This window comes from Streptomyces sp. NPDC001515 (genome assembly GCF_053597115.1).
In genome coordinates, this window is record NZ_JBSFHN010000044.1 from 37,526 (window position 1) to 58,618 (window position 21,093).

At 73.4% G+C, this 21,093-nt stretch carries 13 protein-coding genes; 7 read left to right on the forward strand and 6 right to left on the reverse strand.

Annotated elements, in window-relative coordinates:
- The first annotated feature begins 28 nt into the window (after positions 1 to 28).
- From ACWCXC_RS33275 to ACWCXC_RS33285, 3 genes are all read left to right on the forward strand, one after another.
- The gene (locus tag ACWCXC_RS33275; RefSeq protein WP_450891437.1) at positions 29 to 1,270 is read left to right on the forward strand and encodes a glycosyltransferase family 39 protein; all 1,242 of its coding nucleotides are present in this window, start codon (positions 29 to 31) and stop codon (positions 1,268 to 1,270) included.
- Between the two features lie 15 nt (positions 1,271 to 1,285).
- Positions 1,286 to 2,800 (forward strand): methyltransferase domain-containing protein, encoded by a 1,515-nt coding sequence (locus ACWCXC_RS33280; protein ID WP_450684442.1) that lies wholly within the window; start codon positions 1,286 to 1,288, stop codon positions 2,798 to 2,800.
- A gap of 67 nt (positions 2,801 to 2,867) precedes the next feature.
- On the forward strand, positions 2,868 to 3,242 hold the full coding sequence (locus ACWCXC_RS33285) for a hypothetical protein (RefSeq protein ID WP_450684443.1): 375 nt from the start codon (positions 2,868 to 2,870) through the stop codon (positions 3,240 to 3,242).
- An 82-nt stretch (positions 3,243 to 3,324) separates the two neighbouring features.
- On the opposite strand, the gene ACWCXC_RS33290 is transcribed toward ACWCXC_RS33285, so the two are convergent.
- From ACWCXC_RS33290 to ACWCXC_RS33310, 5 genes are all read right to left on the reverse strand, one after another.
- Positions 3,325 to 5,469: a bifunctional glycosyltransferase/CDP-glycerol:glycerophosphate glycerophosphotransferase gene (locus tag ACWCXC_RS33290; RefSeq protein WP_450891438.1), complete on the reverse strand. Its 2,145-nt coding sequence runs from the start codon at positions 5,467 to 5,469 to the stop codon at positions 3,325 to 3,327.
- Between the two features lie 163 nt (positions 5,470 to 5,632).
- On the reverse strand, positions 5,633 to 6,553 hold the full coding sequence (locus ACWCXC_RS33295) for a carbohydrate ABC transporter permease (RefSeq protein WP_450684445.1): 921 nt from the start codon (positions 6,551 to 6,553) through the stop codon (positions 5,633 to 5,635).
- Positions 6,550 to 7,986, reverse strand: coding sequence for a carbohydrate ABC transporter permease (locus ACWCXC_RS33300; RefSeq protein WP_450891439.1), 1,437 nt, complete (start codon positions 7,984 to 7,986; stop codon positions 6,550 to 6,552). Before ACWCXC_RS33300 ends, ACWCXC_RS33295 begins: the two co-directional genes overlap by 4 nt.
- Positions 7,987 to 7,990: 4 nt before the next feature.
- The gene (locus ACWCXC_RS33305; RefSeq protein ID WP_450684447.1) at positions 7,991 to 9,361 is read right to left on the reverse strand and encodes an ABC transporter substrate-binding protein; all 1,371 of its coding nucleotides are present in this window, start codon (positions 9,359 to 9,361) and stop codon (positions 7,991 to 7,993) included.
- Positions 9,362 to 9,693: 332 nt separating this feature from the next.
- Positions 9,694 to 13,371, reverse strand: a complete 3,678-nt coding sequence (locus ACWCXC_RS33310) for an FtsK/SpoIIIE domain-containing protein (protein WP_450891443.1) — start codon at positions 13,369 to 13,371, stop codon at positions 9,694 to 9,696.
- A gap of 518 nt (positions 13,372 to 13,889) precedes the next feature.
- Here ACWCXC_RS33310 and ACWCXC_RS33315 point away from each other — a divergent pair.
- From ACWCXC_RS33315 to prfB, 3 genes are all read left to right on the forward strand, one after another.
- The gene (locus ACWCXC_RS33315) at positions 13,890 to 15,548 is read left to right on the forward strand and encodes a protein kinase domain-containing protein (RefSeq protein WP_450685878.1); all 1,659 of its coding nucleotides are present in this window, start codon (positions 13,890 to 13,892) and stop codon (positions 15,546 to 15,548) included.
- 177 nt (positions 15,549 to 15,725) lie between these two features.
- Positions 15,726 to 16,964 (forward strand): serine/threonine-protein kinase, encoded by a 1,239-nt coding sequence (locus ACWCXC_RS33320; protein WP_450891440.1) that lies wholly within the window; start codon positions 15,726 to 15,728, stop codon positions 16,962 to 16,964.
- Between the two features lie 80 nt (positions 16,965 to 17,044).
- Entirely contained in the window at positions 17,045 to 18,151 is a 1,107-nt protein-coding gene (gene prfB / locus ACWCXC_RS33325) for a peptide chain release factor 2 (RefSeq protein ID WP_450685880.1), read from the forward strand.
- Positions 18,152 to 18,212: 61 nt separating this feature from the next.
- On the opposite strand, the gene ACWCXC_RS33330 is transcribed toward prfB, so the two are convergent.
- Complete coding sequence (locus ACWCXC_RS33330; RefSeq protein WP_450891441.1) at positions 18,213 to 19,589, reverse strand: histidine-type phosphatase; 1,377 nt, start codon at positions 19,587 to 19,589, stop codon at positions 18,213 to 18,215.
- Positions 19,590 to 20,030: 441 nt separating this feature from the next.
- Here ACWCXC_RS33330 and ACWCXC_RS33335 point away from each other — a divergent pair, with 441 nt between their 5' ends.
- Complete coding sequence (locus tag ACWCXC_RS33335) at positions 20,031 to 20,915, forward strand: hypothetical protein (protein WP_450891442.1); 885 nt, start codon at positions 20,031 to 20,033, stop codon at positions 20,913 to 20,915.
- Positions 20,916 to 21,093 lie beyond the last annotated feature (178 nt).

A 21,093-nucleotide genomic window follows, 5' to 3' on the forward strand; every position in this document is an offset into this window, starting at 1 on the left:
CGTCGCCGGGTTGCTACGTTCTGTTTTCATGGGTATCCGAATGTGGGGCGAGACCTGGAGTGTGCGCCGGGCGAGGAGCGTGGTGGCGGCCGTCTCGGCCGCCGGTCTCCTGACGCGCATGCTCATCGCCGCGAATTCACCGGGGCCCGCGGATGTGCGCTTCTTCCAGGCATTCGCGAAGGCCCTCACCCTGTACGGGCCCATCCGCATCTACGAACAACCGCTGCCCGGACTTCCCGTCTACAACCATCCGCCCCTGGCCGGCTGGATGCTGCTCGGACTGAACGCCCTGTCCGAACACGGCATTTCCTTCGCCACGCTGATGCGCTTTCCCGCCTCGCTCGCCGATTTCGTCTGCGCGCTGCTCGTCCTCGAAATCGTCCGCCGCCGCGCCTCGCTCGGCACCGCCGTCCTGTGCGGGGCCGGGGTGGCCCTCAGCCCGGTGCTCCTCGCGACCTCCGGCTACCACGGCAACACCGACGCGGTCGCCGTCGTGTGCGCGCTGGCCGCCGCCCATCTGCTCGCGGACCGCAGGGCGCCGCTGGCGGCGGGGGTCGCGGCGGCCCTCTCGATCAGCGTCAAGTTCGTCCCCGTCGTGGCGCTCCCGGCCCTGTTCGTCGTGGCCCTGCGCGGCGGACGGCCGGCGGCGGCCCGCTTCGCCGCCGGGTTCGCCGCCGTGATCGCCCTGGTCTGGGGGCCGGTCCTGGTGACCGTCCCCCGGCACCTCAAGGAGAACGTCCTCGACTACGCCGGCGGCTCCTACCACCTCTGGGGACTGATCCGCTTCGCCGACGTCCTCGGCCTGCCGGAGGCCGCCATCACCTTCATGCAGGGCGGCGGCCACCTCCTCTTCGTCCTGGTCTGCGTGGCCGTCGGTGTCCGGCTCGCGATGCTGCGCCCCGACCAGCTGCCCGGTGTCACCGCCGCCACGCTCGGCCTGCTGCTCCTGCTCTCCACCGCCTCCGGGCTCCAGTACCTGACCTGGGCGGCGGCCGCGACGTTCGTCCTCGGGCCCTGGGAGGGGATCGCGTTCAACGCCGTGGCCGGGCTGACCGCCGTCCTCGGCTACGGCGGACGCTCCCCGGTGCGCTGGAGCGAACCGGTGCTCTACCTGGGCGCCGCCGGCTGGTTCGTCCTCGCGGCCGGACTCGCCACCGGCATCCACGCCCTCCTCACCGCACCGCCCGCCACCGGCCCGGAGAACCGTTCCGGCCCGGCGCCGCTCGCCGCGCCCCGCACCGCCCAGCCCTCCCGCTCCACCGCCCCCTGAACAGGAGAACGCCCCGTGAAGGAAAGCCCGAGTCCCAGGATCGGCATCCTGGTGGTCGCGTACAACGCGGAGACAACGCTGGAGAAGACCCTCGACCGGATTCCGGAGGACTTCCGGTCCCGGATCGACGAGATCCTCATCCTCGACGACGCCAGCCACGACGCCACCTTCACCGCGGGATGCCGCTGGTCGCAGGCCGAGGGCATGCCCCGGACCGTGGTCATGCGCCACACCAAGAACCTCGGATACGGCGGAAACCAGAAGGCCGGATACGCCCTCGCCGCCGCCCACGGGCTCGACATCGTCGTCCTGCTGCACGGCGACGGGCAGTACGCCCCCGAATTCCTCCCCGATATGGTCGCCCCCATCGAGAACGGCGAATGCGAGGCCGTGTTCGGCTCCCGGATGATGAAATCCGGGGGAGCCCGCAAGGGCGGTATGCCGATGTACAAATGGCTGGGCAACCGCATTCTCACCCGGCTGGAGAACCGGCTCCTGGGATCCGATCTCACCGAATTCCACTCCGGATACCGCGCCTACAGCGTCGAGGCCCTCAAGAAACTGCCCATCGACCGGAACACCGACGCCTTCGACTTCGACACCCAGATCATCGTCCAGCTCCTGGACGCCGGCATGCGGATCAAGGAGATCCCCGTGCCCACGTACTACGGCGACGAGATCTGCTATGTCAACGGCATGAAATACGCGAAGGACGTCGTCAAGGACGTCCTCGAATACCGGCTGGCCGTCAAGGGATTCGGCACCTGCGCCTGGATCCCCAAGCCCGTCGAATACGCCTTCAAGGAGGGCGACGGCTCCTCGCACGCGGTCATCCTGGAGAAGATGCGCACCATGCCCCCCGGCCGGGTCCTCGACCTCGGCTGCTCCGGCGGGCTGTTCGCCCAGCGCCTGGAATCCCTCGGCCACGAGGTGACCGGCGTCGACTACGTCGAGGTCCCCGGCGTCCGCGAACGGTGCACGCACTTCCACCTCGCCGATCTGGAGGAGGGGCTGCCCCCGGAGATCGGCGGCGGCTTCGACTACGTGGTCGCCGGGGACGTCATCGAGCACCTCTCCCGCCCGGAGCGGGTCCTCGCCGAGATCGCCGGAGTGCTCCGGCCGGGCGGTGAAGTACTGCTCTCCGTACCGAACTTCAGCCACTGGTACTCCCGCATGCGGGTCGCCGTCGGCGCCTTCGGCTACGACCGCCGGGGCATCCTCGACGAGACGCACCTGCGCTTCTTCACCCGGGCCAGCCTGCGCCGCACCGTCCGCGACGCCGGCTACGACGTCCTGGACCTCACCTCGACCGGGGCGCCGTTCTGGTCGCTGCTGGGGCACGGGCCGCTCGCCTCGGTCCTCGCCGGGATGTCGCGGCTGCTGACCCGCATCCGGCCGACGCTGTTCGGCTATCAGCACGTCGCCCTGCTCACCCCGCACGCGGCCGAGACGATCATCGCTGGAGAGCACGTCGATGTTCAGGACATCCTCAACCGACAGTACGTCCCCGGCGACCGGGTCGGCGTCTGAGCCCACGATCCCCGAACCCACCCGCGCCCCGGACTCCGCGCCCCGGGCAGCCGTCAGGAGCAAGGCATTGACCCTCTCCAGTCTCCTCCTGCTGCTCTTCGCCGTGTTCTCCTCGGCGGGCGGGCAGATCATGCTCAAGCACGGGATGAGGAGCGCCGCGGCTGCCGCGGGACGGGACGGCACCTCGGTCGCGCTGCGCGCCGCCACCAGCCCGTGGGTCGTGGTCGGCCTGGTGGTCTTCGCGGTCTCGGCGCTCGCCTGGATGTCGACGCTGGCCACGGTGCCGCTCTCGCTCGCCTATCCGTTCAACGCCCTCGGCTATCTGCTGATCGTGGGGGCCGGGGCGACGGTGCTGCACGAGCGGACCTCGATGTGGACCTGGGGCGGCTCGCTGCTCGTGGTGGTCGGCCTGATCACGGTCATGGCGGGCCAGCAACGCTGAACCGCCCCTGCCCGACCCGACCCACCACGGCCCCGAGGGCCCGCCACCCGGACCGCTCCGGACGGCGGGCCCCCGGCCCGACTCAGACCTCTTCCCCCAGCAGCACCCGCCGCACCACCCGCTCGGCGGCGCGCCCGTCCCCGTACGGGCAGAACCGGGCCCGGAACGCCGCCAGCAGCTCCCGGCTCTCCGGACCGTTCCACTCCCCGTCCCGGAAGATCCGGGCCAGCTCCTCCGTGCTCGTCGCCACCGGGCCCGGGGTGTCGCCCGGCAGGCCCGACAGCAGATCGAAGACCACCCCGCGCACCGTGCGATAGGTCTCCCAGTCCGGGGCGTGCACCACGATCGGCCGGTCCAGATGGGCGTAGTCGAACATCACCGAGGAGTAGTCCGTGATCAGCGCGTCCGCCGCCAGGCACAGCTCCTCGATCCGGGGGTGGTCGCTCACGTCCAGGACCGAAGGGTGCTCCGGCAGGCCCGTGTCGCCGTAGAAGTAGTGCGCGCGCACCATCAGAACGGTGTCGGGGCCGGCCTCGGCGCAGAACCGCTCCAGGTCCAGCCGGCTGGTGAACCCGGCCTCGTAGTCGCGGTGGGTCGGCGCGTACAGCAGGGCCCGCTGTCCGGGGCCCAGGCCCAGGGCCTCACGGGCGGCCCGCACCCGCTCCTCCGTCGCGGTGGCGAGCACGTCGTTGCGCGGATAGCCCGTCTCCAGGCTCCGCGCGGCGCCCGGATAGGCGCGCGCCCACACCTCGGTGGAGTGCGGATTGGCCGAGACGCTCCAGTCCCACCGGTCGATCCGCTTGAGCAGCCGGTCGAAGTTCAGCCCCTGGGCCGCCGCCGGATAGTCCTGCTGGTCCAGGCCCATGATCTTCAGCGGGGTGCCGTGATGCGTCATCACATGGACCTGGCCGGGGCGTTTGACCACGTGGTCGGGGAAGTTGACGTTGTTGAAGAAGTACGTGGCACGGGCCATGACGGCCCAGTAGCGGCGGGTGCCGGGCACCACGTGGTCGATGCCCTCGGGGACCGTGTCCACCTGGTTCTTCGAGACCACCCACACCCCGCGCACCTCCGGAGCCAGCTCCAGGGCCTTGCGGTACACGGCCTCGGGATTGCAGCTCACCCCCCGGTTCCAGTACGCGGCGTAGACGGCCAGCCCCGGATCGAGGGGCCACCTGCGCTGCCACCAGTAGTACCGCTTGCTCAGGCTCCGCCGGGCCTGTCCCCGGACCGCCTCCGGGGCCGCGCGCAGCGCCCGGCGCACGGCGAGCACCGTGTCGAGGCCGCCGAGCGCGGCGTACCTCCCGCCGCCGATCAGCCGGGGCCGCAGTCCGCGCGCGCCGGCCGGGAAGCGGAACCCCTCCGGGCGGTGGTCGCGGTGGAAGGCGGCCACCGCGCGGACGTACCGCCGGCGACCGCGCCGCACCGAGGCATAGCCCGACAGCAGTTCCTGCACGGCCCGTTCGAAGAGCAGCGGGCGGACGGGCTCCAGCCGGGGGCGTTCGCGGAGGAACTCCATCAGCCCGGCGTACGCCTCGACGAGCCCGGCGGGGGAGGCCGTCTCGTCCGCGTCGAGCCCCGGGACACCGCGCTGCTGGCGGTGTTCGACGCAGGCGACGGGCAGGACGGCCAGCGACTCGGCCGCCGCCAGGGTCTGGAGGGCGTACATCCGCTCGCCGTGCCGCCCCGGGCCGAAGCGCAGCTTCTCGCCCTCGTGGAGGGTGCGGCGCACGGCCCGGTTCCAGGAGACCGGGGCGATGTCGAGGAGTGCGGCGCGCTCGGGGCCGGTCAGCGGGCCGTCGTCGAGCCCGGCCAGCAGCTCCAGGGACCTGCTGGGCCGGGGCCGGCCCCGGAAGGGCCGCTTGTGGTGGCCGTACAGCAGCAGATCGGGGTCGCCCGCCTCCGCGAGCCGGTCGGCGACGGCGCGCAGCGCGCCGGGCAGGAGGACGTAGTGCGCCTCCAGATGGAGCAGATAGTCCCCGACGGCCCGCTCGGCCCCGGCGTTGCGGCACCCCTCCGGGCCCGCCCCGTCCGGGAGGTGGATGGCCTGCACCCGGTCGTCGCGTCCGGCGAACTCGTCGAGCAGGAGCCCCGATCCGTCCGGCGCCGCGTCGTCGACGCCGATCACCTCGATGTCCGTGAACGACTGCGCGAGCACGGACTCCAGGCACGCGCGCAGACTGCCCCGGGCGCGACGGACGGGGATGATGACACTCAGGCGGGGCATAAGGTCTCTTTCTCGGCCGGGGACACCCCATAAACGCCCGAAGGAGTGACGGGGTTACGCCGGCCCCGCCGCACCCGCGAAACACCAGGTGGGGGCGGCCCCGGTAGCCCGGAGACCGCCCCCTGCCCGGCCTGCTCGACCGCGTCCGCCCGCTCGACCGCGCCTACTTGACCGCGCCCGCCATCACGCCGGAGACGAACTGGCGCTGGAAGGCGAAGAACACCGCGAGCGGGATGACCATCGACACGAAGGCGCCGGGCGCCAGGACGTCGATGTTGTTGCCGAACTGCCGTACCTGCTGCTGGAGCGCCACGGTGATCGGCGGCGAGTCGGAGTCCGCGAAGATCAGCGCGACCAGCATGTCGTTCCACACCCAGAGGAACTGGAAGATGCCGAGCGAGGCGATCGCGGGACCGCCCAGCGGCATCACCACCCGGGTGAAGAGCCGGATCTCGCCCGCCCCGTCCAGCCGGGCCGCCTCCAGGAGTTCCCGGGGGATCTCCGCGAAGAAGTTGCGCAGCAGGAAGATCGCGAAGGGCAGGCCGAAGGCCGTGTGGAAGAGGACCACTCCGAAGGTCGTCTCGAAGATCCCGACCTCGCCGAAGAGCTTGGAGACCGGGATGAGGGCCACCTGCACCGGGACCACCAGCAACCCCACGACCAGCAGGAACCACCAGTCGCGGCCGGGGAAGTCCATCCAGGCGAAGGCGTATCCGGCCAGCGAGCCGATCACCACGACCAGCACGGTCGACGGCACGGTGATCATGACGGTGCTGAGCAGCGAGTCGGTGATCGCCGAGTTGTCGAGCAGCCGGGAGTAGTTGTCCAGGGTCAGCTCGGAGGGTGCGGTGAAGACCTTCCACCAGCCGGAGGCCGCGATCCGGTCCGGTCCGCGCAGCGAGGAGAGCAGCAGCCCGATGGTCGGCATCAGCCAGAACAGGGCCACCAGGACGAGGAAGACCCGCATCGCACCGCCGGCGGCGCGGGCCGCCAGCCGTGCCGCGAACGGAGGCCGTTCCTTCACGGGGCCGGCGGGCGGCTCGCCCGGTCCGGCGGGGGCGGCCGTGGCCGAGGGCGTCGTCATCGGCGCCCCTCCTTCCGTATCCGCCTGATGTTGAACAGCATCACCGGGATCACCAGCAGCAGCAGGAGGACGGCGATGGCGCTGCCGACGCCGAGGTCCGCGTCGGTGCCGAACGAGGAGCGGTAGAGCTGGAGGGCCAGCACGTTCGCGTCGTCCTGCGAGGAACCGGGCGCGATGATGAACACCAGGTCGAAGATCTTCAGCACATTGATCATCAGGGTCACCAGGACCACGGCGAGGACCGGTGCGAGCATCGGCACGGTGATCCGGCGGAAGACCTGCCACTCATTGGCCCCGTCGACCCGGGCGGCCTCCAGGAGTTCGCGCGGCAGTCCGGCGAGCCCGGCCGCGATCAGCACCATCGCGAAGCCCGCCCACATCCAGACGTAGCTGCCGATGATGCCGGGCGTGACCAGGGACGGGCCGAGCCAGTCCACCCCGTTGTACGGCTCCCTGAAGTTCGAGGCGGGCAGCCGTAGTTCGGCGCCGTCGGCGGAGGCGGGCAGGGTGAACACCCCGTCGGCGCCCGCCCGTGCGGTGGCGACGACCTTCCCGTCCTTGACGGCCTCCACCTCGATGCCCTTGAGCCCCAGCTCACCGGCGTCGACGACGTTCGGCTTTCCGCCGCCGCCCTTGGTGAAGTCCAGCCAGGCGGTGCCGGTGATCCCGCCGTCGGACGCGGGCTCCGGCGCCCTGGCCGGGCGGGCGTCGCCGGGCATCTTCGCCGGGAGCACGCCGACCAGGGGCAGCTGGACCGGCTGCCCGGCCCGTACGGTCGTCTTCGTCACGAACGCGCCGCCGCCCGCCGCCTTCAGCGGATGGACGGGGAGCGGATGCGCCTTGGGGAAGCCCGCCGACTCGCTGAACGTGTCGTGCACGCCCACCCAGACCGCGTTGGCGACCCCGCGCTCGGGCGCCTGGTCGTAGACCAGCCGGAAGATGATCCCCGCCGCCAGCATCGAGATCGCCATCGGCATGAAGACGATCAGTTTGAACGCCGTGCCCCAGCGGATGCGTTCGGTCAGCACCGCGAAGATCAGTCCGAGCGCGGTGGAGACGGTCGGCGCGAACACCACCCAGACCGCGTTGTTCTTCACCGCCGTACGGATGGTGTCGTCGGTGAACAGGGTGCGGTAGTTGTCGAGTCCGGCGAACCCGGTGCCCGCCTGGTCGAGGAACGACCGGTAGACCGAGTACACGATCGGATAGACCACGAGCGCGCCGAGCAGCACCAGCGCGGGCAGCAGGAACAGTGCCGCGACGGCTCTGCGGGTGCCGGTCACGCTCCGGGCCGTACGGCCCCGGCCGGGGGCCGGCGGACCGGACCCGGCGCCGGTGGAGGGCGCCCTGGGGGCGGGGACCCGGTCCCCGCCGGACGGTTGTCTGTCGGCGGAGGGCGCCTCGTCGGCGCCTCCCGCTGCGGCTGTCGTCATCGCGTCAGCTCTTGTACGCCTTGGCCGCGTCGGACTCCAGTTTCGCCTGGGTCCCCGCGATGTCCTTCGGGTTCTTCAGGAAGTCCTGGAGGGTCTTCCACTCGCCCTTGCCGGGCGTCCCGCCGAACGACTGCGGGGCCTGGTCGGACATGTCGAACCGGACGTCGTCACCGGCCGCGATGAGCGCCTTCGCGATGGTGCGCTGCACGTCGTTGGGGTACGCGCCGGGGTCCAGGGCCTTGTTCGGCGAGATGTACCCGCCCTGCTCGGCCCAGATCTTCGCCGCGTCGGTGGAGGCCAGCCAGGTCAGCAGGGCCTGGGCGCCCTTGCTGTCCTTCAGCGCCACCGCCGCGTCGCCCCCGGTCACCACGGGCGACTCGGCGCCTACCGCGGGGAACGGGAACACCTTGGCGTCCGTACCGATCTTCGCCTTCGTCTGCGCGATGTTGATCCCGACGAAGTCGGCCTCGAAGACCATCGCTCCCTTGGGCTGCTCGCCCCCGGTGAACGTCTGGGTGACCGAGGCGGGGAACTCCGTCTGGAGCGCGCCGTCGGCGCCGCCCGCGATCAGGGCGGGCTTCCCGAAGAGCTGCGCGAGCGTGGTCAGCGCGTCCTTGACGGACGGGTCCGTCCACTTGATCGTGTGCTGGGCCAGCTGGTCGTACTTCTCCGGGCCCGCCTGGGAGAGGTAGATGTTCTCGAACCAGTCGGTGAGCGTCCAGCCGTCCGCGCCGGCCACCGAGACCGGGGTGACGCCCGAGGCGGACACCGTCTCGGCGGTCGCCAGGAAGTCCTTCCAGGTCTTCGCCTCGGACGCTCCCGCGTTCTCGAAGACCTTGGCGTTGTACCAGATCAGGGACTTGTTGGCGGCCTTGAAATACACGCCGTACTGGGTGCCGTCCACCGCGCCCAGGTCCTGCCAGACCTTCGAGAAGTTCTTCGCCAGCTCGGCCTTCGCCTCGGCCCCGACCGGCTTCGCCCACTTCTTCTCGACGGCCTGCTTGATCGCGCCGACCTGCGGGATCATCGCCACGTCCGGCGGCTGGCCGCCCGCGATCTTCGTCCCGAGGAAGTTGACGATCGGGTCCTGCGCCGGGACGAACGACACCGTCGCGCCCGTGCGCTTCTCGAACTCCTTGAGGACCTTGACGAAGTTCTCCTGCTCCGGCCCCGTCCAGACCGCCGCGACGGAGATCTTCTCCCCGTCCAGTTTCGGTAAGGCGACCCCCGACGGGCTCCCCGAGCCCTTGGACGAGCCGTCCTTGCCCTTCGTGTCCTTGCCGCCGTCACCGTCGTCCCCGCAACCGGTGAGGGCCAGTGCGCCGATGGCGGTGAACACCAAGGCGGCCCTGCGAATCCGAAGCGTTGTGCGCATCCCTGCCCCGTCTCTCCTGTGCGCGTGAGCGGACCGGCACCGGCCGGGATCCCGGGGGTGCGGCCACCTGTCACGTCGTCCTGATGCGCACAGTCCTACGCCCGGCCCACCGGCGCCGCAATACCGTCATCGGGCCCAACTCGGTGATCGTGATGGGCTCGTGACGTGGGGTCGGTGCGATGTCTGGGGTTATGAGGAGTACGTGGGATCGGCAGGGGTCAGAGGGGCGCGGACGGGGTACGCGTACCCGTTTGTGGTCCGGGAGGCGACTGCGGGAGGGCAGGGCCGGGGACGGTGCGGCGCGTGCGCCGGGGCGGGCGGTGCGGGCGGTGTCACGAGGGCGCGGGGGCCAGTGGGGCGACGGGCTCGGCGTTGACCGAACGGGCGGCCCGCTCCAGCGCGCTGGCGAGCAGCGCGAGATCGGTCGGCCCGTTGCCCAGCTCGCGGACCGGGCGGCGGGTGGGCGGATCGCCCATCCGCTCCCACTCCAGCGGGACGACGGTCGGCCGCAGGGTCGCCGTGCGCGGGATGCGGCCCGTGACCCGGCCGCCCTGGAACGGCGTCACCCGCCCGTCGGGGTGGCCCAGCCGCCCCCGGCCGGGCGCCGGTTCGTCCGGCGAGGGCGGGACCACGGGCGCGTCGAGCACGATGCGCAGCCGGGCGCCCCGGGCCAGCTCGGTGTCCTCCGTGCGCTCGGGGCGGGCGGAGGTGGCGACGAGGTGCATCCCGAGCCGGCCGCCCTCCCGGGCCACCGCCTCCAGCGCCCGTACGACGGAACCGGCGGCGGGACGCCCCGGGCTGCCGAGGGCCGGGGCGAGCAGGGCGTCGAAGTCGTCGACGAGCACGACGAGCCGGGGCAGCGGGGAGGGGCCCGGATCGGCCGTCCGCGCGGAGGCGGGCCGCAGCCGCAGCGTGCCGCTCATCGGGGACTCCACGTCCCCGCGCTGCTCGGCCGGGCCCGGGGGACGCGGACCGACCATCCGCCGGCCCACCTCCTGCCGGCGGTGCCACTCGGCGAAGTCCACCCCGTCCAGCAGTTCGGCCCGGCGCTTCACCTCGCCGCCCAGGGCCCGGGCGAACTCCCGCATCCGGACCGGATCGCTGGCCACGAGCCGGGTGAAGGCGTGCGGCAGCTCGGTGCACGGACCGAGGCTCTCCCCGCGCTCGCCGCCCGCCCCGTCGACGAGCAGGAGCCCCAGCCGGTCGGGCCGGTCGGCGGCGGCCAGCGAGGCGGCGACCGCCCGGAGCAGTTCCGTACGCCCGCTGCCGCCCGGCCCCTCGATGAGCAGATGCGGTCCTTCCTCGGCGAGGTCCACGCTCACCGGCCCCCGGGGCCCCGCCCCGAGCACCACCACGGGGCGCCCGGCGGACGCGGGGCCCTGCGGGGCGGTGGCCGTCGCGGGCCCCGACGCGGCGGAACGCGCCGCGACCCGGGGAGCCTCCGCCTGACGCGGCCCGCTCACCCGGCTCGCCGCCCGCCCGGACCCCGGGGCCCGCACGCTCCCGTCCCCGGGACCGTCCGCCCCCTCGCCCCACGACCGTGTGTCCGACCCCGGCAACGTCCGCGAACTAGGCGTCTCCCCGAGCCGCCCGTCCCCCCGGGGGTGGGGGGTGCGGGCCGAGACGGGCGCGTCGGGGTGGGGCGTGCGGCCCGAACCGGCTGTTTCCGGGTACGGCGTGCGGCCGGAGGCGGGCGCGTCGGGGTAGGCCGTGCGCCCCGATCCGCGCGCTTCCGGATACGGGGTGCGCCCGGACGACGGCGCGTCCGGATACGGCGTACGCCCGGACCCGCGCGCGTCCGGATACGGCGTGCGCCCCGACCCCGGGGTCTCGGCCGGCGGATACGGCGTACGGCCCGAGTCGTGGCTCTCCGGTGCGGAGCGGGGGTAGGGGGTGCGGCTCGACGCGGGGGAGCGCTGGGCGGCGACGCGGGGGGTGGCGGAGGGGTCGTGGGGGGTGTCGGGCGGGGCGGTCGCGGCCCGGGGGGTGGCGCCGGGCTGGTCGTCGGCGGTGGAGGCCCAGCGGGCCATCAGGGAGGCGGGGGTGGCGCGGGCCAGGCCCAGCTCGTCCAGGAGGCGGGCCGACGGGGGGAGTGCCACGGCCGCGCGCGGGCCCGGCGGCAGCGCGGGGCCGTCCACGCGCAGCGGGGCCAGCGCCCGCCCGAACCGCTCCGCCCAGTGTGCCGAGACCGCGTCCACGGCGGCCACCGTGCCGTGTCCGGCGGCGCGCCCGCCCGCCGTGCGCAGCAGCCGCAGGGCCGTCGCCACATCGCCGCTGAGCATGGCCACCGCCCCGCACTCGCGGAAGGCGATCGAGGCGTGGCACGCGGCCTCGTAGGTCGCGGTGACCGGGGAGGTGGGGGTCGCGGCCGGGGTCTCGGCCAGACAGATCAGGTGGATGCCCGCGGCCGCCCCGGCCGAGGCCAGCCGGGCGGTGTGCTCCCGCAGGACCGCCGAACCGGGGTCGCCGTCGACCACGACCACCGTGAACGGGCCCTCGTAGGCACGGGCCGCCTCCGCGACCGCGGCGGCGTCGAGGCTGGCCCAACCCGGCCCGAGCGGGCTCTCGTCCAGTCGGCGCACCAGCTCGTTCGTCCGGGCGAGCGCCTGCTCGCGGTCGTACGCCAGGAGCAGCCGGCAGTCCTGGCCGTGCATCGGCCGCAGATGCGGCAGCCAGCCCAGCCAGCCCCACGCGCGGCGGCGCTCATCCGCGCCGCGCGCCCGGTCCGCGCTGATGAGGACGATCTCCAGATCGGCGGGGGAGTGCAGCGCGGCCAGTTGCGCCACCGTCGAGCGAGCGAGCCCCGCCAGCCGCTCCCGGGGCCCGGCCAGCCCCAGCGAACCGGCCTCCCGCAGCCCCACCGTCACCGGGACGGACGGCAGGTCCGCCCGGTCCGTCGTGCCCAGCCGGACCACCAGCGCCTCCGGATGCGCGGTGTCGCGCTCCCAGAGCCGGGGGCCGGGGCCCAGCGCGGTCAGCAGGACGGCGGCCGGATCGGGCCAGGTGCCCTCGGGGGCCGGGGCGTGCGGGGTGAGGGCCGCCGGGGGGACCGGCGCCGCCGCCGTCTCCTCGCCGCCCGCACCGGACGCCGGATCGCCCTTGCCGCCCTTCAGCCGGCGCGCCCAGGCGCCGAGACCGCCCCGGCGGGGCGCCTCGCCGTCCGCCGCCCGGCCGGTCCGCCCGGCGGCGGGGTGCGGCCGGGCCGGGGCGGCGGAATCCGCGGAGTGCGCGTGCCCCGGGGAGGGGGCGGACCGCCCGTGCTCCGGGAGCCCGTCGCCGGGGCCGAGGCCGTCGTGTCCGGGGCCGGGGCCGTCGTGTCCGGGGCCGTCCGGGCGGCCGCCGGGCGGGGTGTGCGGCGCGGGCGGGCGGGCCACCCGCAGATGGCCCTCCCCGTCCGGCGCGGTGTCCAGCGCGGGCGGTTTCGTGCCCGGGGCGAGCCGGAGCGTGGACTCGCCGAGCCGCAGCAGCGCGCCGGGGTTCAGCCGGACCGGCCGGTCGCGGACCTCCGCGCCGTCGAGCGTCGTGCCGTTGGTGGAGCCGAGGTCGGCGACCGAGACCCGGCCGTCCGCCGAGACCGTCACCGCGCAGTGCAGCCGGGAGACGTCGGGGTCGTCGAGCGGCACGTCGGCGTCGGCGGAGCGGCCGATGCGGATCTGGCCGCCGTGCAGCAGATGGACACCGCCCGCGTCCGGGCCGGCGATCACGTGCAGCTGGGCCGGAACGGTGTCGTCCGGGGTCTCGTCCTCGCCCGGCACCTGGAGCGAGAGCACCGCCCCGTCGACCAGCGGGGGCTCGCCGAGCGCGCACCGCTGGGCGTCGAGCCGCTCCCGCCCGGCGTACAGCACCACCGCGCCGCCGCCGAGGGTGCCGTCCGGGCCCGTGACGGACGTGGCCAGATGGGACGCCACGGTGGCCAGCGCCGTCCCCGCGGGGGCGGTGACCAGCACGTCGCAGGCGCGCGCGGGGGTCGGGCCGCTGCGCGGCGCCAGGACGGTCAGCCGGATCTGCATCGCCGTCAGCGGTCCCTTCTGCGCGCGGTGCCCGGCGAAGGAGACGCCCTGTGAACTCCCCCCACCCGGCACGGACGCGTCGTCCGGTACAGGTTCGTCACGCACCGCGGGGCTCCCGACCCCGCAGCCGTGCTGGAGGCATCCTCGCACCTGCCACCGACAACCCGCCCCCGGGTCACCGCTCAATGATCTTGAAACGTCGGCTGTGCGCCCAAAAATGCCCCCTTGGCCGGCCCCCCCGGCGGCCCCCGGAGCTCCCGATGCGGGAGGCGCGCTCCGGCCGCACCCCCACAACCGCCCCTTCGCGCCCGTGTGCGGCAACCATCCGCCGGGGGCGGGCGTCTCTCTCCGTGACCGGCGAAGCGGTGGGAATGGTGGGTAATGCGGCAGAAAAGGTACCCTTCCGGACCCGGTCGCCACCGCCACCCGGCCCACGGGGACAGGCCCTAGAGTGGGCCCGACTCCGGACGGAAGCGGACCGGTGCCCATGACCACACGACCAGCAGGGAGCGCATGACGTGCGGCCCGTAGGCAGCAAGTACCTGCTCGAAGAGCCGCTGGGACGCGGCGCCACGGGCACTGTCTGGCGTGCCCGCCAGCGCGAGACCGCGGGCGCCGAGGCGGCTGTCGCCGGTGAGCCCGGCGAGACCGTGGCGATCAAGGTCCTCAAGGAGGAGCTCGCCAACGACGCGGACGTCGTGATGCGGTTCCTGCGCGAACGCTCCGTCCTGCTGCGGCTGACCCACGAGAACATCGTGCGCACCCGCGACCTGGTCGTGGAGGGCGATCTCCTCGCCCTCGTCATGGACCTGGTCGACGGCCCCGACCTGCACCGCTACCTCCGCGAGAACGGACCGCTCACCCCGGTCGCCGCCTCGCTGCTCACCGCCCAGATCGCGGACGCGCTCGCCGCCAGCCACGCCGACGGCGTCGTCCACCGGGATCTGAAACCGGCCAATGTGCTGCTCTCCGAGCGCGACGGCGCGATGCACCCGATGCTCACCGACTTCGGCATCGCCCGGCTCGCCGACTCCCCGGGCCTGACCCGGACCCACGAGTTCGTCGGCACGCCCGCGTACGTGGCGCCCGAGTCCGCCGAGGGCCGCCCGCAGACCTCCGCCGTCGACATCTACGGCGCCGGCATCCTGCTGTACGAGCTGGTCACCGGCCGTCCGCCGTTCGCCGGCGGCACCGCGCTCGAAGTCCTGCACCGCCACCTCAGCGAGGAGCCCCGCCGTCCCGGCAACGTGCCCGCCCCGCTGTGGACGGTCATCGAGCGCTGCCTGAGCAAGGACCCGGACCGCAGGCCCAGCGCGGAGAACCTGGCGCGCGGGCTGCGTACCGTCGCCGCCGGCATCGGGGTGCACGCGAATTCCGCGCAGATCGCCGCCGCCGATGGGGTGGGCGCCCTGCTCGCCCCGGACCCGGCGCCCACCGCCGTACCCGAGACGCCCGGCGCCGCCGACCCCACCCAGGTGCTGCCGAGCAACGCGGGCGCGTACGACCCCAACGCGGCCACCAGCGTGATGCCGCACAACGCCGGCCCCGGCGGCGGCCACGCCGACCCGACGGCGGTCATGCCGCCCGTCCCGCCGCGCCCCGAGGGCGCCCCGCAGCCCGACGGACCGCACCCCTGGCAGTCCCAGCTCCAGGCCGCCCGCGACCGCAACGAGCAGACCCAGGTCCAGTACCTCGACCCGGGCCAGGACCCGCTGCGGCGGCGCCCCCAGCGCCAGCAGCCCCCGCAGCAGCAGCCGCGACGGCAGCAGCAGTACCAGCAGCCCCAGCAGCCGCAGTACCACCAGCCGCCCCCGCAGCAGTACCAGCCCCAGCAGTACCAGCCGCAGCCGCAGCGCCAGCAGTACGCACCGCCGCAGCAGCCCCAGGCGCCCGCTCAGCGCCCGCCCCGCGAGCCCCGCGAGCCGAGGCGGCGCAGCGCCAACCCGATGAAGATCCCCGGCCTCGGCTGCCTCAAGGGCTGCCTGTTCACGCTGGTGCTGCTCTTCGTCGCGAGCTGGCTGATCTGGGAGCTGACCCCGCTCAAGGACTGGATCGGCCAGGGGCAGAGCTACTGGAACGCGATCACCGACGCGGTCGACACCGTCACCGGCTGGATCTCCAAGCTGGGCGGCGACGGCGGCGGCACCTCCGGAAGCAGCGGAACCGGCGGAAACTGACCGGGAACCTCCCTGACCCTGTAGCTATATCGACTTCCGCGGGCCAATTCCGAGGCATTTCGCCCGCAGAAGCGAAGGATGGTGCCATCCACGGGACGCGACCCCCCGATCGCCGCGTAACTTTGTCGACCGGGGGTTGTGGAGCGACGTCCATCGCCAGCCGCTGAGGGAGCAGTCTTGGCACGGAAAATCGGCAGCCGGTACACCGCCCATCAGATCCTGGGGCGCGGCAGCGCCGGCACGGTGTGGCTCGGCGAGGGACCCGAGGGCCCCGTCGCCGTCAAGCTGCTCCGCGAGGACCTCGCGTCCGACCAGGAGCTCGTGGGCCGGTTCGTCCAGGAGCGCACCGCCCTGCTCGGCCTCGACCATCCCCATGTCGTCGCCGTCCACGACCTCGTGGTCGACGGCAACGACCTGGCCCTGGTGATGCGGCTGGTGCGCGGCACCGATCTGCGCACCCGGCTCGACCGCGAGCGCCGGCTCGCTCCCGAGGCCGCCGTCGCGATCGTCGCGGACGTCGCCGACGCGCTGGCCGCTGCGCACGCCGCCGGGGTGGTCCACCGCGACGTCAAGCCGGAGAACATCCTGCTCGACATGGAGGGACCGCTCGGCCCCGGCAACGCCCACCCCGCGCTCCTCACCGACTTCGGCGTCGCCAAGCTCATCGACACCCCGCGCCGCACCAAGGCCACCAAGATCATCGGCACGCCCGACTATCTGGCGCCCGAGATCGTCGAGGGCCTGCCGCCGCGCGCCGCCGTCGACATCTACGCCCTGGCGACCGTGCTGTACGAGCTGCTCGCGGGCTTCACGCCCTTCGGCGGCGGCCACCCCGGCGCCGTCCTGCGCCGCCACGTCACCGAGACCGTGGTCCCGCTGCCCGGCATCCCCGACGAGCTGTGGCAACTGCTCGTGCAGTGCCTGGCCAAGGCCCCCGCCTCCCGGCTGCGCGCCTCGGAGCTGGCCGCCCGGCTGCGCGAACAGCTCCCGAATCTGGCCGGCATACCGCCGCTGGACGTCGACGAACCCGACGAGGAGCCCGAGCCGGAGCCGTACGACGAACAGCAGTACACCCCCGCCGCAGAGGAGCCCCGCCGCCGAGGCGCCGTCCCCCTGGTCCCGGGCTCCTCGCCCGACTCCAACCGCGACACCCACACCAGCATGCGCGTCCCGGCCCCCGACGAACTCTCCGGCGGCCCCCACGGCACCGCCCGCGCCCCCCGCGCGCCCGGCCGCCCCCGCCCCGGCTCCGCCCGCAACAAGCAGGCCGCCCTCCGCAAACGCCGGCTCACCCTCGGCGCCGCCGCCCTCCTCCTCGCCGCGGCGATAGGCGCCGGCAGCTGGCTGGCCCTGGGCGGCGACGACGCGGGAGCCTCCCCCCAGGACACCGAGAACTCGGCGCCCGCCACCCCCTGACCCGGCTCTCCCCACCGCCCCCGGGCCGGTGATCGAGCGGCCCGAGGAACGTCCGCGCCGACAGCCGTTAGGCTGGACCCGTGGCAGTCGTCGATATTTCCGAAGAGCTGAAGTCCCTCTCCTCGACCATGGGGTCGATCGAGGCCGTCCTGGACCTGGATGCGCTGAGGGCGGACATCGCCGCGCTCGAGGAGCAGGCCGCCGCGCCGTCCCTCTGGGACGACCCGGAGGCGGCACAGAAGATCACCAGCAGACTTTCGCACCTCCAGGCCGAGGTCCGGCGGACCGAGGCGCTGCGCGCCCGGATCGACGACCTCGGAGTCCTCTTCGAGCTGGCCGAGGCCGAGGACGACGCGGACACGCTCGCCGAGGCCGAGGCCGAGCTGGAGTCCGTCCGCAAGGCGCTGGACGAGATGGAGGTGCGCACCCTCCTGTCCGGCGAGTACGACGCCCGGGAGGCCCTGGTCACCATCCGGGCCGAGGCCGGCGGCGTGGACGCGGCGGACTTCGCCGAGAAGCTCCAGCGCATGTACCTCCGCTGGGCCGAGCAGCACAACTACAAGACCGAGGTCTACGAGACGGCGTACGCGGAAGAGGCCGGCATCAAGTCGACCACCTTCGCCGTCGAGGTGCCCTACGCCTACGGCACCCTCTCTGTCGAGCAGGGCACGCACCGGCTCGTCCGCATCTCGCCCTTCGACAACCAGGGCCGCCGCCAGACCTCCTTCGCGGGCGTCGAGGTGCTGCCCGTGGTCGAGCAGACCGACCACGTCGAGATCGACGAGTCCGAGCTGCGCGTCGACGTCTACCGCTCCTCCGGCCCCGGCGGCCAGGGCGTCAACACCACCGACTCCGCGGTGCGCCTGACCCACCTGCCCACCGGCATCGTCGTCTCCTGCCAGAACGAGCGCTCGCAGATCCAGAACAAGGCCTCCGCGATGAACGTCCTCCAGGCAAAGCTCCTGGAGCGCCGCCGTCAGGAGGAGCAGGCGAAGATGAACGCCCTCAAGGGCGACGGCGGCAACTCCTGGGGCAACCAGATGCGCTCCTACGTCCTGCACCCGTACCAGATGGTCAAGGACCTGCGCACCGAGTTCGAGATGGGCAACCCCGAGGCCGTCTTCAACGGCGAGATCGACGGCTTCATCGAGGCCGGCATCCGCTGGCGCAAGCAGAGCGAGAAGTAGTCCGGCCGCGACGGGCCCGGGAGCAGCCGCTCCCGGGCCCGTCGCCGCGTGCGGCGGACGTTCAGGACGCCTCGCGCCCCAGGCACCGCTTCAGCTCGTCCACCTCGTAGAAGTAGCTGCCCTTCGCCACCGGCGCGCAGCCCGCGCGGAAGGCCGTCTCCTTCTCGTTGTAGAGCATCCGCACGAGGTACGCGCTCCCGTCGCCGTTCTCGCTCCGGAAGAGGTCCCACTGGATGTTCGTCGCCATGGGGGCCACCGACGCGCCGCGCCAGGGGTTGTCGGCGTAGGTGTACGGACGCTCCGGCGACACGGGCCGCGTGCTGCCGGGCAGCCCCATCAGGGCGGCCAGCGGAATGATCTCCTCCGCGTGGGTGAAGCGGAGTTCGGCGCCGAGACCGCCCGTGCCGTTCCGCTTGGCGTCGATCTTCGCGAAGAAGTCGTCGAGCAGGACGTTCGCCATCCGGTACGTGATGTCGCTGTCGTCGAAGCCCGGACCCTTCTCGTAGAAATCCTCGGCGTCGCTCAGATACGCGAACCAGCGGGCCTCGCGCGGTGCGATCCAGCGGGACATGTCCCAGTCGCCCTCCTCCGCCATGGCCGGGGCGATGGCGTAGAGCGCGTAGACGGCCTGCGCGGCCTCCACGTCCGTGGCGACGGAGGCGAACTCGCCCGCCGAGATCCGCCGCACGAACCGCGGCGTGAAGATCTTCTCCAGCACCCGGCGGGCGGCGGTGTGCGTGGCCGGCTGGTCGGTGATCGCGTCGAGCGTCGCGGCGAGCCGGGCGTCGTTCTCCACGTAGTCCCGGTACTCCGCGCCGCCCGCCGCCTTGTGGAAGTAGAGCAGATCGGCGTCCGAGCGGGCCGGGCCGATGAGCGGCGCCAGCGCGGGGACCTTCGCGGCGAGCGCCCCGGCGAACAGGTTCCCGCTGTCGACGGCCCGGTCCTTGCCGGAGTTGACCACGTCGATGCGCTCGGAGCGCTCGGCCATCCGCGCGAAGAGTCCGGGGAGCCGCTCCTGGAGCCGGGCCGCCGTCTCCCGCATCTCGCGTACGCCCCGGCCGCTGAGCTGTCCGTACCCGATCCGCTCCATCGCGGCCAGCAGCGACCGCGTCTCCGCGCCGAACCGCTCGCCCGAGGGCGTGAGCTGTCCCTCGGCGCGCGCCCTCTCCCACAGCGCGAGGATCAGATCGCCGTCCTCGCTGTCCGAGGCCGCGCGCGAACCGTGGCGCGACACGTTCTCCGTGAAGACGGGGACGAAACCCTTGGGTGCCCGCTGGTAGGAGCGCGGGTTCTGCTGGGGGGCGTACGGCGTCTTCGTCGCGTAGGAGCCGTTCGCGGAGCCGCGCTCGGAGGGCGGCGCCGCCTGGGCCGGTGCGGTCACCGGCAGCAGCGCCGAGACCGCGAGGGTCAGCGCGAGGGCGGCGGTTCGTTTCTGCATGGATCTCACCAGGTTCGGAGCAGGGGGCGTGCGGGACGTCCGCAGTCTGGTGCGCCGGGATGAACCGGGGGTGGACGCCGGGAGGCGGGCAGATGTGCGCCGGTTCGCACGGCCCGTCCGCCAGGCGCGCGGAAATTCGGGGGGCGCGAAAGGGAGTTGACGTTGCGAGTTGCGTAGAACGCGTGGCGAGTGCGTCACAGTCGTGACCCTGAATGAGGATCAACTCTCCCCAAAACGGGGCACATTGCGCGCAATGGCCTTGACGTAGTCCTTAACTCTGGACAGGGTGCTAAGGCAGCATGCGTATGTCTGGGACGGGTGTGATCGGGGGCGGGCGGCACGGCCACGCGACGTGGGCCGGCGCTCGGAGCGAACCCCGCCGGGCCGTGCCCCGCGTATGGCTGCTCCATTGACGAGAACGGCTACTGGGGGTAGCAGCACATGACAAAGAAGACGCGAGTCCGCGTCGCGCGGATAGCCGCGGGTGCGGTGATCGCCGCGGGCGCCTCGCTCACGGCCGCCGGCGCGGCGCAGGCCGTCGGTATCGATGTCGGTGTCGGCGGTCTGTCCGTCAAGGCCGATGTGGACAAGAACGGCATCAGCGCCAAGGCGGGCCTCAACCCGCAGGGCGAGTCCGAGGGCGGCGACGCCGGCGGCGGCGTCGACGCGGGCACGGATGCCGGTACCGACGCCGGTACGGACGCGGGCACCGACGCCGGTACCGATGCCGGTACGGACGCCGGTACGGATGCGGGTACGGACGCCGGTACGGACGCGGGCACCGACGCCGGTACGGATGCGGGTACGGACGCCGGTACGGACGCCGGCACCGACGCGGGTACCGATGCCGGTACGGACGCGGGTACGGACGCCGGTACCGATGCGGGTACGGACGCCGGTACGGATGCTGGTACTGACGCCGGTACGGACGCGGGCACCGATGCGGGTACGGACGCCGGTACGGATGCTGGTACTGACGCCGGTACGGACGCGGGCACCGACGCGGGTACGGACGCCGGTACCGACGCCGGTACGGACGCGGGCACCAGCGCCGGGGCCGGCACCACCGGCAACGCCAGCGCCGGTTCCAACGACGGCGGCACGGGCACCTGCACCGTCGACCTCGACGGCGCCGAGTGCGCGGACAACACCGACACCGACTCGGTCGGCAACCAGCCGGCCGAGCAGGGCAAGGGCAAGGACGAGCTGGCCGAGACCGGTGCGGCCGAGACCACGTTCCTGCTCATCGGCGCCGCGACGATGATCGCCGGAGGCATCGGCTTCCGGATCCTGCCGCGCCTGGTGAACGGCCGCACGGCCGCCTGACACCGCACGCGGTGACCGAGTGGACACAGAGGGGCCCGGACGCCATCGGCGGGGCGGCCCCGCCGGGCCGCGGGGGGGGGGGGGCGCGACCCGGGATGGGGGGGGGCCCGGGCCCCCCCGGGGCGGGACGCGGCCCCGCCCCCCGGGTTAATGGGGTATGGTTACCGCAAGTTAGAGC